At 48.4% G+C, this 16,726-nt stretch carries 10 protein-coding genes; 6 read left to right on the plus strand and 4 right to left on the minus strand.

Annotated features, from left to right (window positions below; genetic code table 11):
- Positions 1-40 precede the first annotated feature (40 nt).
- Both B7991_RS14615 and B7991_RS02330 read left to right on the plus strand, forming a co-directional pair.
- Positions 41-1,081 carry a hypothetical protein gene (locus B7991_RS14615; RefSeq protein WP_217898029.1) on the plus strand — a complete coding sequence of 347 codons (1,041 nt, stop codon included), beginning with the start codon at positions 41-43 and terminating at the stop codon, positions 1,079-1,081.
- Positions 1,068-3,206 carry a C13 family peptidase gene (locus B7991_RS02330; RefSeq protein WP_159462286.1) on the plus strand — a complete coding sequence of 713 codons (2,139 nt, stop codon included), beginning with the start codon at positions 1,068-1,070 and terminating at the stop codon, positions 3,204-3,206. The genes B7991_RS14615 and B7991_RS02330 overlap by 14 nt, the downstream gene beginning before the upstream one ends.
- A 24-nt stretch (positions 3,207-3,230) precedes the next feature.
- On the opposite strand, the gene B7991_RS02335 is transcribed toward B7991_RS02330, so the two are convergent.
- The 3 genes from B7991_RS02335 to B7991_RS02345 form a co-directional block, all read right to left on the minus strand.
- Positions 3,231-4,319: an HAD-IIA family hydrolase gene (locus tag B7991_RS02335; protein ID WP_235002914.1), complete on the minus strand. Its 1,089-nt coding sequence runs from the start codon at positions 4,317-4,319 to the stop codon at positions 3,231-3,233.
- Positions 4,320-4,424: 105 nt separating this feature from the next.
- Positions 4,425-5,069 carry a hypothetical protein gene (locus B7991_RS02340; RefSeq protein ID WP_088629401.1) on the minus strand — a complete coding sequence of 215 codons (645 nt, stop codon included), beginning with the start codon at positions 5,067-5,069 and terminating at the stop codon, positions 4,425-4,427.
- A gap of 288 nt (positions 5,070-5,357) precedes the next feature.
- Positions 5,358-6,266 (minus strand): aspartoacylase, encoded by a 909-nt coding sequence (locus B7991_RS02345; protein WP_088629402.1) that lies wholly within the window; start codon positions 6,264-6,266, stop codon positions 5,358-5,360.
- A gap of 485 nt (positions 6,267-6,751) precedes the next feature.
- On the opposite strand from B7991_RS02345, the gene B7991_RS02350 reads away from it, so the two are divergent.
- The 4 genes from B7991_RS02350 (at position 6,752) to B7991_RS02365 (ending at position 15,761) form a co-directional block, all read left to right on the plus strand.
- Positions 6,752-8,395, plus strand: a complete 1,644-nt coding sequence (locus B7991_RS02350; RefSeq protein ID WP_254917812.1) for an LTA synthase family protein — start codon at positions 6,752-6,754, stop codon at positions 8,393-8,395.
- Positions 8,396-8,410: 15 nt separating this feature from the next.
- On the plus strand, positions 8,411-10,999 hold the full coding sequence (locus tag B7991_RS02355) for an MMPL family transporter (RefSeq protein WP_254917813.1): 2,589 nt from the start codon (positions 8,411-8,413) through the stop codon (positions 10,997-10,999).
- Positions 11,000-11,089: 90 nt separating this feature from the next.
- The gene (locus tag B7991_RS02360; protein WP_088629405.1) at positions 11,090-15,154 is read left to right on the plus strand and encodes an SNF2-related protein; all 4,065 of its coding nucleotides are present in this window, start codon (positions 11,090-11,092) and stop codon (positions 15,152-15,154) included.
- Positions 15,155-15,212: 58 nt separating this feature from the next.
- Positions 15,213-15,761: a pyridoxamine 5'-phosphate oxidase family protein gene (locus B7991_RS02365; RefSeq protein ID WP_088629406.1), complete on the plus strand. Its 549-nt coding sequence runs from the start codon at positions 15,213-15,215 to the stop codon at positions 15,759-15,761.
- Positions 15,762-15,809: 48 nt separating this feature from the next.
- On the opposite strand, the gene ribF is transcribed toward B7991_RS02365, so the two are convergent.
- Complete coding sequence (gene ribF, locus B7991_RS02370; protein ID WP_088629407.1) at positions 15,810-16,703, minus strand: riboflavin biosynthesis protein RibF; 894 nt, start codon at positions 16,701-16,703, stop codon at positions 15,810-15,812.
- Positions 16,704-16,726 lie beyond the last annotated feature (23 nt).

A 16,726-nucleotide genomic window follows, 5' to 3' on the forward strand; every position in this document is an offset into this window, starting at 1 on the left:
ATTCCCCCAGTTTGGGGGAATATTTCTTCATTTCATGACAATGATATTTAGATTTTTCTTAGGATCATTTTTGCTTTTTTTATTCGCTTGTTCCGACAGCGAATCTGTTGGCGTTTCCGAAAACTATTCGGGAATAGCAAATATCACGTTGGTTGCAAGCATCAACGGTATAGGCGACAACAGCTACAATGACCAGATATTGGCAGGACTTTTTAGGCTCTACGAAGATCAAGGGGTTCCATTTCACTTGGTACAGCCAGAATCCATAGACGAAGCAGACTCTCTTGTAAAATCGTGGCTCAAAAAAAATGCCGATACAGATTCCTCGCTGCTCATATTAGCTTCTTCGGAATACATGGGGTTAGCGCAAAAGCTCAACGCCCACTTTACGGGGGATGGAAACAAAATCTTACTATTTGAAGCCGATTCTGCGAAACTCCCGCAAAACGTCTATTCCTTTTCTATCGACCGCTACGGGGCTAGTTACTTGTCCGGTGCGATTTTAGGCATAAACCCATGTCTCATTTTGGCGGCGGCTCCTGGATTTGCGACCCTCGAAACATCCATAAACGGCTTTAAGAAAGGTTATGAAGCACATAAGACGGTGAAAGATTCGCTACAGCTGGTTTATGTGTCAGAAACAGAAAATGACGAAGCAGCTTTTAACAACATCGAATTCGCCTACATGGCAACATACTCGGTCCTGAATTTTTTTCTAGACGCTGATAGACCTTCAGCCATATTTCCGCTGCTAGGGGGAGCCATCAAGGGGGCGCGCCGTGCAATGATTGATTTACCGAATACGGGTCATTTCATGATTGGAATGGATGTTGACCAGAGCGGGGTTTTGCCCAAGGTGCCTTTTACGCTGACGATTTCCATCAAGGAAATCGTGGTGCGCTATCTGGAAGAATGGCTTTCGGGTAAGGAATGGCCACGTTTCCGTTCTTTGGGCCTGGGGGATGGCGCCACGGCGATTGTATTCAACAAAAATTTTGGCGATACGAAAAACTTTGAAGCCCGCCATGACAAGTATTATGATGAAGCTGTTAGCGAGGAGGCTCGCCATGCCAAGAAATAGTCTTCTTTCGTTATTGTTTGTTACATTGCTTTGTCTTTGTGCGTGCTCCGACAATTCATCCTCGGCCAAGTCCGATGTCAATACGCAAAAGTTTAAAGTCGCCGTCATGGCTACGACTTCTGAAATGCCCCGCTGGAAACGCTGCGCCAAGTGGGCTTTGGAAAATATTGACAAAGCTCAGGCTGGACTTGACCAAAAAGTAAAACTACAGCTGGAATTTAAAAACCAGGATGATGCCGATATCGACTCCTACATGGAAAAGATTGCGCACGACACGGACTATGTGGCCATTGTTGGCCCTACGCAATCGGACAAGGCGTACCGCATGGCGGAACTTTTGAAACAAAGTACAAAACCGATTCTATCACCGAAGTCCTCGAATGTGGAATACCAGCGAACCTTTGCCAATATGCCGAACCTGTGGAACTTAGTCGAAAATGATTTTATGCTGATAGAATCGGCATTCTCGCATTTGGCGAGCTTTTCAATAGGTGCGTTTGCAGAAAAAATAGAGCTTACTCTTTTGGCGCCCTCTAGCGAATTGAACGGGAACCTTGTCAGTTCTTATGTGGACTGGCTTGGCTTTATGGCCGAAGAATTTGACTTGAAAATTGATAGGATTTTCCTTTATAATGACGAGACTGAATTGAGAACGCTTGTGCAAAAATATCTGGACCGTAAAAACCAGTACAGCGTTCTGCTGTTCGAGCCTTACAATGACAAAATGGCACTAGCCCTCGATGATGAACTATATCGACAAAATGTGGATTCACACGGAGGAATTCGCATGATATGTTCCAGCAACTTCGTCTCAGATTCTATCGTGAATAAACTTCACTATGATTTTTACCGTGGTTTTGATTTATATGCAAGGCCCGAATCGGGTTTTGCTCAAGCTTATCATGAACACTTCAACGAAGGAATCCTCAATGGCGAGGCTCATTTCTTTGACGCCCTGTATATCTTAGCATATGCAGCTTCTTATTCCATTTCGTCGGGTCTAGAGTTGAACGAATCCATTAGAGCGGTGCTAGAAGGAAGAGATGGTGTCGGTGGCGATTGGATGGTTGCAGGAATGCAGGAAAACTTCTTGGCGCTGCAAAACGGCCACTTGCCTGATTTAGCGGGTGTGTCAAGTTCATGGACTTTCCAAAATAGGGACAACAGCGTAAGCGGTTCCGTATATCGTGGGTGGAATATTGCTAATCATAAATATGTGACAAATGATTTTACCAGCAACGATAATTCAAAGCATTCGGTGAATCCGCAGGACAATTGGCTGGAAATTTTTAAAGCCAATGTGGATACGAGTTTTTTCAATAATGCGGATACGAATATTTCTTATGCAGATGTTTCAAAACGCTGGGCGCTTTTGGTGGCGGCATCTTCTGGCTGGGCGAATTACCGTTTCCAAGCAGACATCTTTGCCTTTTACCAAAAACTCAAAAAAATGGGTTACGATGATGACCACATTATCGTGATTGCCGAAGACGATCTTGTGAATCATGAACAGAACCCCTACCCCGGAGAATTATTTGTCCGCTTAGATGGCGGCAACGTGTATGAGCCCAACGTGATTGATTACAAATTAAGTTCACTTGATCCACAAAAAATGAAGGATGTTCTAACAGGGAAATCAAGCAAAAGTTTACCCAAGGTAATTCAGGCCAAATCAACTGACAATGTTTTTGTATTCTGGAGTGGACACGGAATTCCTGGTTATTTGGAATATGGCAAAAATAAAATCAGTTACGAACAGATTATTTCTCTGATAAAACAGATTCCGCACCGCAAGGTACTAGTTGCCGTAGAAGCCTGCTATAGTGGAGGTCTCGGAGAAACAGCGGAACAAGCAAAGCTCCCTGGTATCATTTTTTTGACTGCGGCATCACCTTATGAAACAAGCAAGGCCGATGAACGAAACGAAGAAATGGGAGTCTACTTGACTAACAGTTTTACTCGTGGCTTTACGGAGCTATTGAATGAAGCGCCCGACGCCTCCTTAAGAGATATGTATATCGAGATTGCAAGTAAGATTTCAGGTTCTCACGTACAACTGTATAACGTAAAAAATTACGGAAACATCTATAAAGAAACGATGGGCGAATTTTTTGTGATAAAATAAATGCGCAAGCTTGGTTCTTTTATTTTACGGTTCCAAATAATAATCCGGGCGGATTCCAAGCGCAGCTTCATCTGCATCTAATTCTGCGGCAGGAACATTTCGACCGACAACAAGCGCCGAATCAAAGCCCGCAATTTTCGCACCATACACGTCCGTTCCAAGCGTATCGCCAATCATCAGCACGCGAGAGCCCGCCGGGATCGATGCTTTAACACGTTCCCAAATTTGCGGGAAAGGCTTGCCCAAGTAATAAGTTTCGCAACCCATTCCCCCATTAGCGTCGCACATGGAATCACGGCGCAAACGTTCCGAGAGTGCGCCCGAAACAGGCTCGCGTTCAGTCTCGCCATTTTCATCAGGGGCTTTCGGAGCCCAAGCATCCGAATTCAGCACAAGAAGGATTGCACCCGGCTTCTGCAAAATCTTGACCGCACGCGCATAAGTTTCTGGCGTATCTTTTGCCGAAGAAATCGCGACTATCGGCTCGGCAGGTTCTGCATCCATCGCAACTGCAGTAATTCCGCAGGCTTCCAAAACATTCTTGCCAGTCTCGCGGCCAATGTAATAGACTTCGCGCAATTCAAGCGGTTTCGCGAAAATTCCACCCGCAGTTTCGTTCACAATTCCGGCAGCCGTATTTTTCGCGATACCCGAACGCAGACGTTCCACGAGTTTCGGCAGCAAGCTTCCCGACGAAATCGTTTCTTCCGTCGAAAAGTCAAAGCCACGCTTTTCTGCAGCACGAGCCAAGACGCCATCCACATCGGAAGCGGCATTTGTCACCAAGCGGAGGATTTTACCAGCACGGCGAAGCATCTGGAACCATTCCATAGCGCCGGGATAAACAAATCTATCGCGATTGTAGAGTGTGCCGTAGCCGTCAAAGCAAAAAACATCATAACGGTCCAGCAAATCCGCCATGTAAACACGGCGAGGGACTGCACAGGAATCGCCCTGGATCCTATCGGGCAGAGCCCTCCAGGATGACAATTCAGTTTTGCAAAGAAATGGAGATCCCGGAACTAATCCGGGATGACATGTAAAGGAGCACGCCTTTTGCGATTCAATAATTTGCTTGTAACGCAGATAAATTTCTGTTTCAAATTGTTCCATTAAAATTCGCTTTTGACCATCATCTTAGCGAGAAAGATGATTCTTAAACTCTAGATTTGACTGGATCCTTCGCGATGCTCAGGATGACAAGTGCGCGATAAGCGATTATGCGTCGCTACGGAGGATGCCGTAATCGCGACCTTCTACGGGAATCACGAGCTGCAACTTCGAAAGCGTATCGATATGCTTTTCAAAGACGACCTTGAAATCTTCGCCAAGTTCTTCTTCGTCATCGTGATCGAGATTGTAGGCAACGTAGCTACCATCCGCAAAAATCGAGATGCAGCAATCCCACGTGATATCGCCTTCCTGCGGCTGTTCGTCATCGGCACGGTCCTTGCTTTCGAGCATCAGAATCGGGCGCGGTGCAGGAATCGGTTCGGCATGGCCGTTTTCAAAAATAAAGTAATTGCGGCTCACGAGTTCATGTTCAAGAGCCATCGTACTCGGCACGCGAGCAAATTCACCACGCAGACGGTTGATGTTTCCAAGATCGTCTTCGTACGGGTCCTGGAAATCTTCGGGCAGCACAATCTGGTAATAGTCAAACTTTTTACCGCTAGTGGCATAGTTGTCCTGCCAAGACTGAGGCGGTTCCGGGCGAATCGTCAAGAAGTCTTCAAAGGCATCCAGAATATCGTTCAAACGGGAAGTCCAAGGTTCGTCCTTCAACTTCTGCACGAGTTCCATAAAACTGTTCAGGCTTTCTTCGCCCGTGATAGACTTCAATTCTTCTTCGTTTTCTGCCATATCAGACCTCTGTTTTTACGCAATAAATGTAGAAAAGTATCTACGATCCAAAACTAGACTTCACTGGATCCTATCGGTCGCTTGCGCACCCTCCAGGATGACGAATTCTAAATAAAAGGCGATGCCGTCCCCATTCGCGGATCATGACCACATAAGAGCTAGTTGCATTCAAGGCGAGTGTCGCGACAGGCTGCTTGCAGACTGTCATGATTGAGCCGAAGATGCTGACGCAAAGCGTCAAAGTTCTAAGTGGTCAAAGAGAACGGAGTCCGGCATGACAATGCGAACTTACCACTCTTCCACGGTTTTCACCGTGAGGCTCATGGCAATGTCTTTCTCGTAGTACGCAGGTTCGTTGATGAATATCGGGTAGACCGAGCGTCCGTCCGATTCGCCCTCGAACAAGATGTCCTTGCCATCGAACGTACGGAAAAGTTTGTCGCCTTGTCTGAGTTCACGGTAATCGTGACCATCCAATTCCGGGTGAATCATCGCCTGTATGGCGCCACCACCCTGCGGCTTCGGGTAGCCCAGGTCACGTAATTGCGTATAAACTTCAACCTTAATCGGGGCGCGCTTTTGCAACTCGCCACGGTTCCATTCCTCGGCAAGTTCCAAATAACGTTTCACGAGCTTCTCGGAGCGTTCAAAAATGGCGGCGTTCAGCGTTCCATGCTGCTGCGGGCCAATTTCAATGCATACGTCCGCCTTGGCGACCGTTCCAAAGTACGGCGAAGCGCTACGTTCTTCGGGCTGGTAATAAATCCAAGCGTCCTCAAATTCTTGCGTGAGCACTGCCGATGCCTTCATCGTAAACGGATCACGTGTCGAAAGAATCAGGCAATAGCCCATGTTCGAGCCCGTGTTGTGCACGTCCAGAATCAAGTCGGTACGTGTATTTTCGCCCTTGGGTCCATAAATCTTATTGAGTTCACGAGCGCGACGGAATTCATACTGCGCAGGTTCTACACTCACATCCAGGCAAGTCTGCGAAAAAGCGCGATTCAAGTCATGATCGCGATAACGTCGATTAAGGCGCACCGCCTCGGGATTGCCAAGGACAACATCCACCTTGGCGCTTCTACAAAGCGTATTATAGCATTCCGGATGAGCCATCCACTTTTCGACCAGACTCACCCCTGTACGTTCATTGCCATGCGTTCCACCGGCTACGACTATTGTATTGATCTTACTCATAATTCATCTATCTATTTATAATTGGCCGAATCTTAACGCCCAAAAGATACAATTTTTATCTAAGGTTCGTTACACTCCATCCAAAAGATTCCACCGATCATCTGTTTTCAGCCCACCACAGCCGACAGCGATTTCGAATAATTCTATATTGCACAGGTATGATTAAGAACGGAAAAAATAGTTTTTTTGATTGCATTTCACCGCTTTATTGGTTCGTTTTTGCGCTAATCCTTATTTTGGGCCGTTTTGCACTTTTATGTTCCCTTTACATGCTAGACACTCCTTTTGGAGGACCTCTAGTTTCAAATTTCAATAGGTTTATCTGGTACGCCCTATACGCCGAAATCGGACTAACCACCTCAATTGCGTTTGTATTCGCTATAATATCCCTGATTGCGCGTGGTAAAGGCACAAAAATCATAAAAATTGTCTCCATCGCAATTGCAAGCATTTACATCATCTTAAGCGGTACCAATGACGAAATCATGCGCTGGCTAAACCAGCAACTGACTATTTCGTATATACAGACTTATATTTTTGCAGCAACAGACCTTGGGCTGTCTAAATCCATTTTTCTAGGTGATGCATTCCACTTTTTACTGACTGCGGGTATCGCTATTGCTACAATCGTTGGCATATGCCTGCTTTCATTCAAGTTTTCTTCCCATAAGATTTTTGTTCCCACCGCGAAAAAGAATCGCATCTACATCATCGTTCTTTTGGCACTTGCCATTGTCGGCTCGACAAGTCACACGTGGTTTAACCCATCGGCCCGCCGCTGGGACAAGATTCGCCCCGTATTCTACACATTGCTCGATAATGTTCTTAGCAACTTCGAAATGGGCAAAAAGAGCGACAATTTCGACGAAGGCATTCAATCTTTAGGCGGCATTCCTTCTAAAGAATACCCCTTCTGGAAAGAAGTCGAAAACGAGACGGACTCGCTAAATGCATTCAAGCAACGCTCCCTAGATCAGCGCCCCGACATCATTTTGCTGACCATAGAAAGTTTGCGCGGCTGGACAAGCGACATGCGCGTTAAAGCCAACTGCAATCGATTCCCCAATCTTTGCAAGCTAGCCCAAGGCGGCCTCTACTTCCCCAATGCCCACAGCGTCGGGTTTCCGTCCATTGAAGGGATGCTCGGGATCATGGAAGGTGTTTACAGTTTTCCGCAGGGGATCCTCTTAAACAGCTATCCAAATCTGCGAATGCGTTCCATTTCCGAGATTCTTTCTGACGCAGGATACTACACAGAAGTTCTCATCGGATCAGACCCCAAATTCGACAACAGTCACATTTGGTTCAAAAAATGGTTTGACTATAACGAATACAATCCCGATAACGAAAACGACGTCGCCCTCGCCAACCGTTTTGTTGAAAGATATCGTGAACGCCCAAAGGACAAGCCCGTGTTCTACCACTGGCTCAGCCGAAGCATGCACGTATCCTTCGACCTTCCCGAAGACATGGGCCCCAAGCCAAGCAATCCCGATTCCGCCTACATCCGAGCCGAAGCCTATATGGATAGCGCTCTTGGCATCATCATGAACGAAATCGCCATTAGCCCACGTGCAAACCAGACCTTAATCGTTCTGACAGGGGACCACTCGCTCCCCAACGACGCCCATAGCCGTCAAAATGAAAAACTTGGGAAAGTCACGGATGGCAACACCTGGATTTCCCTGATGTTCAATGGTCCGGGCATTGCTCCTAGTATAAACAGAAATCCAGTTTCCCAGGTCGACATTGCACCTTCCATATTGGGCTACCTCCATTTGAACGTTTCAAACCACTTTATGGGATTCAACTTGTTGCAACAGGATTCGTCTCTTTCGAACAGAAGCACGCCCGTTTTCGCATTTAGATTTGGCGATATGAGCATGCGTGAGGATTCCACGACTTACTTTTTCCCGCAATTTTCAAAGTCGACATCAATCATCGCCTATCGAGCTTTGTTGGAGCCCTCATGGGATACGTACAAACCGGTATCTGGCTACACTTCCGGAAAAGCAATTGACCTTTCAAATGACGAACGTCAAAAGATCGTAAAACAAATGCAAGCCGCAGCCAAAGCGTGGGAATACACCGTCCACACGAATCACCTGATGCCTGACAACAAGAATTAATGATATATAGGAGCAATGATGAACAATAAAAAAAGCCTGATTGAACGTTTTTCGAACTGGTACATTCCACTTATCTGTAGGCACCAGTACAAGGCTCTTACATTCTACCTGTTACTTGCACTCCTCTGTGCAATCCCTATTCTTTTCAAGCCAGGGCTTAAACTCGATGCAGACCTATCGCACCTTTTGCCCGAAGACACTCCTAGCGTCAAGGCGCTCGAAGAATCTTACCAGAGATTCGGTTCTACAGACCGTTTCATGATAGCCATCCAGAGCGAAGACGCAAATCTGGTCGCCGCCCTGCAGGATTCCATCAGTGATTTTATCCACAAGAACTGGAAAGGCGATTACGTTTCGACTCAGGTCGATAACGAAAACCAGTTTTTCAAGGACAACGCCTTACTTTATTTGCCGGTCAAGCATCTCGAAAGGATCCGAGACAATCTTGAAGATTTGCAACTCGAAATCGGCCGCAAGAACGGTCCTTTAGTTGTCGACTTGCTGGAATCTTCATCCACAGATTCCTCGACCACGGAAAAGAAAGAACGCGTATGGTTCAGCGCAGACATTCCGCAGGAACTCGGTTTGCCTGACGAAGCCGCAAGCGCATTCGATTCATTCTTCAAAAAGAAAACGACAAACAACGGCAAAAAGTCAAACAAGTGGGATCCAAAATCAACACTCCCCGACAATCTCAAGAGCCGTTTGATTGGTTCCCCCCGCCCCGACAGCACAGGAAAGATTCTGTTTAACGGAGCCGTCCGCGCAAAGCTTATCAAGCCCTCGACAGACTACGAATTTGTAACCCATATTCTTTCTCGCACCGATTCCCTGCTCGCTTACTTTAACAGTAAGACCTACTCGGTACCGACTCGCTTTACCGTCGAAGGCACCTATGAAGGCCTTAAGGAAGTCGACGAAGTTGCCAACGATTCCATTTTCTCGTTCGGCATTAGCCTTGTGCTGATTATTTTGCTCACGATGTTCTTCTTCAGAAGCGTCAAGGGCCCTATCCTTGTGACCTCGACAGTGCTTTACGCCTGCCTCCCGACACTTGCATTTACAGCGATTTTCTACGGCAAGCTCAATCCGTTTACGGTGTTCGTCGCATCCATTATTTTGGGTATCGGCATCGACTACGCCATCCACATTTTGGGAACTTCGCAAAAACTGATGAGCAAGTATGCCACACTTGAAGAAGTTCTCGAAACAGCCCAGCGCAAGATGCTCAAGCCATTCATTCTGGCAAGCTTTACAACCATTGCAGCATTCCTCACGCTCCTCGCCGCCCACTTCCGCGGTTTCTATGAATTCGGCGTGGTCGCATCGATGGGTGTGCTTTTCAGTATGCTCACGTCCGTCTTGGTGCTCCCGGTGTTCATCAAGTGCATGGGCGGCATCCCGAAGGCCCCGGACAATACCCTTTTGCCCAAGTCCTGGGACGAAGCCAAGATTCTCAAGTTTTTCAAGTACGTCGCCTTTGCTGGTTTTGCACTGGGTGCCGTATCGCTCTGGTACGCTCAAGATGTAGACTTTGAACACAACCTGCGCAACCTCCGCCGTGTCGCAACCGTCAAGCAGCAAAAGACAAACAAAATTGCAACTAGCGTGACGTATGTCGATAACCGCGCAACATCAACACCTGCTGCAGTCATGGGTAGCAAGCCCGAACAGCTCGACAAGCTATACGATACCTTGATGATCCGACTGCACACAGAAAAAGATTCCACATTAAGAAGCTTCCTCACTTTAAAGACATTCGTCCCGGCACAGGATTCGCAAAAGCAACGTCTGGAAATCATCGAAGAAATCCGTGATCTTGTCGAAGCACGTGTGTTCGACAAGGCCGAAGGTGAAGATTCCACAAACATTGCAAACTTGCGCAAGCTCGCCAATGTCGAAAGCACCTTTACTGCAGAAGACATTCCGGGATGGGCTTTGGACCTGCTCCGTGAAAAAGACGGCAGCTACGGTAAAATCGGCTTTATCTACGGCGACTTCCCGAGCTGGGATGCAAATGCCCTGCACAGATTCCAGAGGCGTTATGGTCGTTGGAATTTCGATGGCGAAGACCTTCGCACATTCTCATCGCAGTTCATCCTCTCCGACGTGATTGATTCCGTCAAGCAAGACAGTTTCAGACTCGCCCTCGTCATCATTCTCGTGATTATCGGCACGCTGATTATCTCTTTCCGCAAGCCGAAGCTTTTCCTCGCCGGCAGTATTTCATTTGGCATGGGCGTTCTCCTCACACTCGGGCTCCTCGGATACCTGACCGCCACGTTTGAGTTCGGCAAAATCAGCATCTACAACGTGATTGTCATCCCGATGACTCTCGGTATCGGAATCGATGCAACCATCCACATGATTACCTCCTGGGTATCCGATAAGAACCTTACCCTGCGTCAATTGATGGATACGACAGGCCGTAACGTAATGGCAAGCTCTACCACGACAATTGCAGGCTTTGTTGGGTTCCTGTTCACGACACACCGCGGCCTCAAAGGCATTGGCGACCTCGCCTGCATCGGCATTGCGATGTTCCTTGTCACAAGCATCATCTTTACCATGTACTTGTGCGGAGCCTGGCTCAAGAAAAAATAATTGCGATTAAAGCTTAATTACGATTAAGGCGCCCGGTTTATGCCGGGCGTTCTTTTGTTCATTTGAGCACTTTTTACTATATTTGCGCCCATGGATTTTGGAAGTTACGGAAAGACTTGGTGGGCAAAAAAGTGGCTTAGCTCGATTCTTGCAACGGCAAGCGAGCAAGCGGTTTTGCAGGGGCTCAAGTTTGCCGCACGTGGCCAGGTCACAAGCATCGACATCGTCGATAACCGCGTGATTTCCGTGGTAAAAGGCCCGAATGGCGGCCTCCACAACAACTACATCGTCTTCCCGAAATTTTCTAAGGAATCTTCCGAAATTTTCGTGAGCTTTTTGAAGCAGCAACCTGCAGAACTTTTGGCGTTAAATAACAAGGCGTTAAGCCCGTCGCTTGAACTTTTAATGAGCAAAAGCGGTCTCCAACTTTTCGATGACCCCACCAAAGTCAACATGGGTTGCGACTGCAGCGATGAACGCCCGTGCAAATACCTCGTCGCCACGTTTTTGAAAATCGCAGAACAAGCTGACAAAGAACCCAACGTTCTATTCAAAATTCACGGACTCGACCTGGAATTTATCAAAGACTACAAGCCGGACGCGATGGAAATGGAAGCGCCCAGCGAAGTAAATCTCGTGAGGTCGTTCAGCAAAGCAACAAGACTCGTAGGGAATGCTGCAAGCACGGATGCTGCGAGCGTTTCGGGAAATGCCGCCGAAAATGCATCCGCTAACGGGAATGTCGCGGGAAGTAATGGGGAAAGCGCAGATAGTGCTGTTGCGAGAAGCGCCGGAGAAAGCGACGAACGCGAGGCCCAAAACGCCGCCGAACTTTCTCATGCGGAAGACGCGAGCGCTAGTTTATTTGGTGGGTATAAAGGCTCAGGCCGCGAATCGCAAAACAGCATTCCACCCAAGCAACTGCCGACATTCGATTTCAAGAGTTGGAAGGACTACTCGCACATTCTGCCCGCGATGTTGCAAAACTTCCCCAAATTCTGCCCCGCCGGAAATTTCCGCAAAAGTTTTACGGATGAACTAGAATCGTGCCATAAGTTCTTTACCGACTTCGAAAATTTTGACGCTTTTTCGGAACAGTTCCGCGTGAATAACGCGAAGACGTTCCTGATGGAAAACGAGCAACTGCGACTATTTCACAAGCCCGGATGGCATTGGAATTTCGAGCAGTCCATGGCAGACAAAGTCATCAATAGCAACCTCACCGTTACAAACGTGATGGGCGCTCTTTGCTGCCTCAGCGCCGGGAATTTTTCATGGCACCACTACTCCGTGCGTTACTTGCACTTGATGTTGCAAGTGGCATTTTACCTTGTGCGCACCGGAGCGATTTATCCGCAAGTTTTCTGGATTGGGAAAGACGTAGCGCAAATGCGCTGGCTCCCCGCCGAAATGCTTCCCGAGATTCTCTACATTGTTGCCGATCTCGAAGTCACCGCCCCGCGAGAACTCGCGTGGACAAGCAAAGAAGAAGCCTTCTTCGAAATCGCGGAACCCGCCGAGCACATTCTGTCGCTGTTCATCTCGCAGCTCTTGAAATTTGCACGCAAATACAAGACGCCGCTCAAGACGAATCACGGCAATTTGCTCTCGTTCTTTTTCGATAGCGTTTCAGGGAAGCTCGCAAACAATGCACATGCCATTCCGGGAAAAATCCAGCAATGGCTCTCGGTGTATTCTTGTCTCGGTTGCCGCACGCAGATTCTCTTTGTCTGTAGCGAAATGGACGAAGATGTGGCACTGGACGTTTTTGTACTTGACGAAGATGCAGCGAGTGCAAGCGGGAATGCGGCGGGATCTGTGAATGCCCCGAGACGCACGCCGCTTTCGGAACTTTTTGAAAACAACGACTCGCGATTGCTCTCGATTATGAGCGTTCTGAACGGCATTGCCGATGGTTTCAAGCCGCTCGATGCATACTTGGAACGCCGAGCAAGCGAACCGATTTTGATGCGAGGCGCTGAACTCCTCGACTTTTTGCAGGATTGCCTCAAAAAACTACAACTGTTTGGCATCCAGACAGAAATTCCAAAGAACCTTTTGAACATCGGAAAACCGAAACCCAAGATGCGCTTGCAAGGAAGCATGAGCTTTGGTGCATTTACTGCCGGCGACCTGCTCGACTTTGACTGGGAAATCGCCATCGGCGATGAAAACATTTCGGCAAAGGAATTCTTGGAACTTGCAGAGCAAGCGGACGGACTTTTAAAATACAAGTCCAGTTACGTGCAAATTACCGAACAGGATTTGCAATCCATCCGCGATAAAATTGAAGGCAAGTCTGGCGGGAACGTCAAAGACGGCAAAGGCAAAAAAGCAGCTAGGGATGATGCGGGAAAGTCTTCTGAAAATGCCGCGGAAAACGCCGACGAAATCCTCGAAGAAGATTCCGTTCCAGAAATCACGCAAGCCAAGCTCGTGCAAGCTTGCTTCACCGGCGAATGCGACAACATCCCGGTCGAAATGGCGAGCGATTTCAAGCAACAGTTCGACGCCTGGCGCGCCGAAACGGACATTCCGTTGCCCGAGAATCTGAACGCGACACTCCGCCCCTACCAAATGCGCGGCTACTCCTGGATGTACAAGAATCTGGAAATCGGATTCGGTTGCATTCTCGCCGATGACATGGGCCTCGGCAAGACGCTACAAGTCATTACGTTCCTCCTCAAGATGAAACAGGAGGGCAAATTCGCGGAGAAAAAAGCCATTGTCGTAATGCCCGCCGGCCTCCTTTGCAACTGGCAAGTCGAAATCAAGAAGTTCGCGCCGGAACTCACATTCTTTGCGTACCACGGAGGCCGCCGCGACCTACAAAAGTTCAGCGCCGACGTATTGCTCACGACATATGCCACGTTCCGCAAGGACTTTGCCGAACTCGACAAGCACGAATGGCAAACGATTATCATCGATGAAGCACAAAACATCAAAAACGCCGATAGCGAACAGAGTAAATTGCTCCGTCGCATGCGCGCCCCGATGAAAATCGCGATGAGCGGCACCCCGGTCGAAAACCGCCTCATGGAATTCTGGACCATCATGGATTTTGCGAACCACGGGTTCTTCCCGAGTGCAAGCGAATTCCGAGAAAAGTTCGAAACGCCGATTCAAAAGAACGGGAACCAGATTGTCGCCGAAACGTTCCGCAAAATCACGGCACCGTTCATGCTGCGCCGTCTCAAGACCGACAAGAGCATCATCAGCGACTTGCCCGATAAAATCATCCAGGACGAATACGCAGAACTCACGCACTCACAAGCAGCCCTTTATCAAAAAACGCTTGAGCACTTTATGCAAGAACTCGAGATGGAGCAAGCCCTCAGCGAAAAGGCAAACGATGCCCACGCCTTGTTCAAACGCAAAGGCATAATCTTGCAGATGATTCTTGCCCTCAAGCAAATCTGCAACCACCCCGCCACATTCCTGAAAGGCCTTGCCGCAAAAAGCGCCACCGACTCCTCAACACAAGACGCCGCGGCAGTCCCAACAGAAAGCGCGAACACCCCGTCCCAGCGTCATCCTGACGACCCCTCCCAGCGTCATCCTGAGCGGAGCGAAGGATCCAGTGAAGTCTTGTCCAACGTTCCTAAATCCAGCAAGCTCGAATCCGGCAAGATGCAAATGCTCCTGGACCTCCTCAAATCTATCCAAGAGCAAGGCGAAAAGACGCTCATCTTCACGCAATTTGCCGAAATGGGGCACCTGCTAAAATCCACAATCGAAAGCGAACTTGGCCTCCGCACACATTTCTACCACGGCGGTTGCACACAAACGCAGCGTTCCGAAATGATCCAGGATTTCCAAGAAAATCCAGACTGCAAAGTACTCATCCTCTCGCTCAAGGCGGGTGGCACCGGCCTTAACCTCGTTGCCGCCTCGCAAGTCATCCATTACGATTTGTGGTGGAACCCCGCCATCGAAGCGCAAGCCACCGACCGCGCCTTCCGTATCGGCCAAAAGCGCAACGTCCAAGTCCACCGCTTTATCACCAAAGGCACCTTCGAAGAAAAAATCAATGCGCTCCTCGAAACCAAAAAAGCCATCGCCAACTTGACCGTGAACGCTGGCGAAACATGGCTCGCCGACATGGACGACAAGCAACTCGCCGAAGTCTTCTGCCTGGACAACACAATTGTGTAGAAATTTAAATCGAAGCCTATATTATATTTAAATCCAAACAGTAAAAAGTTGAGGTAAAATGCGACGCAAGGATAGAGAAGTTTTAGGCGACGAAAACATCGCAAAGATTATCGAACAGTGCACAACATGCCATGTCGCGATGGTGGATGACACAAACGCAGGCCTACCCTACGTAATTCCGTTGTCATTCGGATACAGCCTAAACAGCGGCGTTCTGGAACTGTATTTCCATTGTGCTCATGTCGGAAAAAAACTTGACTGCATCCGCAAAAATCCGAATGTCGCATTTAGCATGTGCGTTGAAAACCGCATCGAGATTCACGAAGAAGCCTATTGCAAAAGCGGGCGCTTTTACGCAAGCGTTGTCGGGCAAGGCAAAGCCGAAATCGTCGAAGACGTGACTGAAAAATGCCGCGGACTCTCGCTCCTAATGGAACGTCAGGCAACAGGTTCCACGCACCACCCAGATTCCGCGCGTTCCTCGCAATCAGCGATCCCGCACAAGTTCGAATTCACGCCCGAACAAGCCACCACCGTGACCGTCTTCAAAATTACGAGCACCAACTTTACCGGTAAAGCAAAAAACGACAAAACTCAAAAATGCTAGAAAAGTCAACTTGTAAAAAGTATTTACAAGTTGCTCATGCTAGTTCCCTTACTCCGCCCAGTGATTTCCGTTATAATTTTTGGCGGTGTCGGCGTCCATGCCAATCTGGCGGACCAAATCTTCGATGCTTGCGAATTTTTTTTCGGGGCGCAAGAAGGCGAGCAAGTCCAGCGCTAAATGCTGGCCGTAAATGTCTTCGTTAAAGTCAAGCAGATACGCTTCGACCGCAAGGTTATGCGTTCCGGGCGTTGTCGGTTGCGTTCCGATGTTCACGACAGAGCGATAAATGCGACCATCCGAGAGTCTTGCACTTGCAACATACACACCGCCTTTCGGCAAGAACTTGAACTGTTCCATCTGCACATTCGCCGTCGGGAATCCAATCGTATGACCAAGGCGTTTGCCAACCACAACCGTTCCAGACAAGCGATACGGGCGCCCCAGATAAGTCTGCGCGCGGTCCACATCGCTGTTCAAAAGCGCATTGCGCACTGCAGAAGAGCTCACGCGTTCGCCCTTGTGCAAAACCATTGAAAGCATCTGCGTCGAGAGTTCCGGGAACGCAGCGGTAATCGTCTCGTAATTGCCTTTGCCGCCGGCACCGAAGCAATGGTCGTGTCCAAAGAACATCGAAACGACTTCGCGCTTTTCAATCAGTTCCGTGCGGACAAATTTATCAAACGGGAGTTTTGCCAATTCGTGCGTGAACGGCAATACCAAAAATTCAATGCCAAGGCTCTCGACAAATTCGCGTTTTTCTTCGGTCGTCGTGAGGAGCAACGGATCGCCCGGCCCACGCAAGACGTAATTAGAATGGGGTTCAAAGCTGATGACCGTTGGCTGCAAATGGTTCACTTCGGCAACCGCCTTGAGCGTGCGAAAAAGCGCCTGATGCCCCAAATGGCATCCATCAAAATTACCCATTGTCACAGCGCGTTTCATTTAATCATCACCTTATCTGTCAT

Source organism: Fibrobacter sp. UWB3 (genome assembly GCF_002210405.1).
In the GTDB taxonomy this organism is placed as follows: domain Bacteria; phylum Fibrobacterota; class Fibrobacteria; order Fibrobacterales; family Fibrobacteraceae; genus Fibrobacter.

Bases quoted from the DNA above. Each gene is read 5' to 3' on its own strand.
- B7991_RS02350 (WP_254917812.1), top strand. From the start codon at position 6,752: ATGCGCTGGCTAAACCAGCAACTGACTATTTCGTATATACAGACTTAT.
- B7991_RS02345 (WP_088629402.1), bottom strand. From the start codon at position 6,266: ATGAGTAAGATCAATACAATAGTCGTAGCCGGTGGAACGCATGGCAAT.
- B7991_RS02340 (WP_088629401.1), bottom strand. From the start codon at position 5,069: ATGGCAGAAAACGAAGAAGAATTGAAGTCTATCACGGGCGAAGAAAGC.
- B7991_RS02355 (WP_254917813.1), top strand. From the start codon at position 8,411: ATGATGAACAATAAAAAAAGCCTGATTGAACGTTTTTCGAACTGGTAC.
- B7991_RS02335 (WP_235002914.1), bottom strand. From the start codon at position 4,319: ATGGAACAATTTGAAACAGAAATTTATCTGCGTTACAAGCAAATTATT.
- ribF (WP_088629407.1), bottom strand. From the start codon at position 16,703: ATGAAACGCGCTGTGACAATGGGTAATTTTGATGGATGCCATTTGGGG.
- B7991_RS02365 (WP_088629406.1), top strand. From the start codon at position 15,213: ATGCGACGCAAGGATAGAGAAGTTTTAGGCGACGAAAACATCGCAAAG.
- B7991_RS14615 (WP_217898029.1), top strand. From the start codon at position 41: ATGATATTTAGATTTTTCTTAGGATCATTTTTGCTTTTTTTATTCGCT.
- B7991_RS02360 (WP_088629405.1), top strand. From the start codon at position 11,090: ATGGATTTTGGAAGTTACGGAAAGACTTGGTGGGCAAAAAAGTGGCTT.
- B7991_RS02330 (WP_159462286.1), top strand. From the start codon at position 1,068: ATGCCAAGAAATAGTCTTCTTTCGTTATTGTTTGTTACATTGCTTTGT.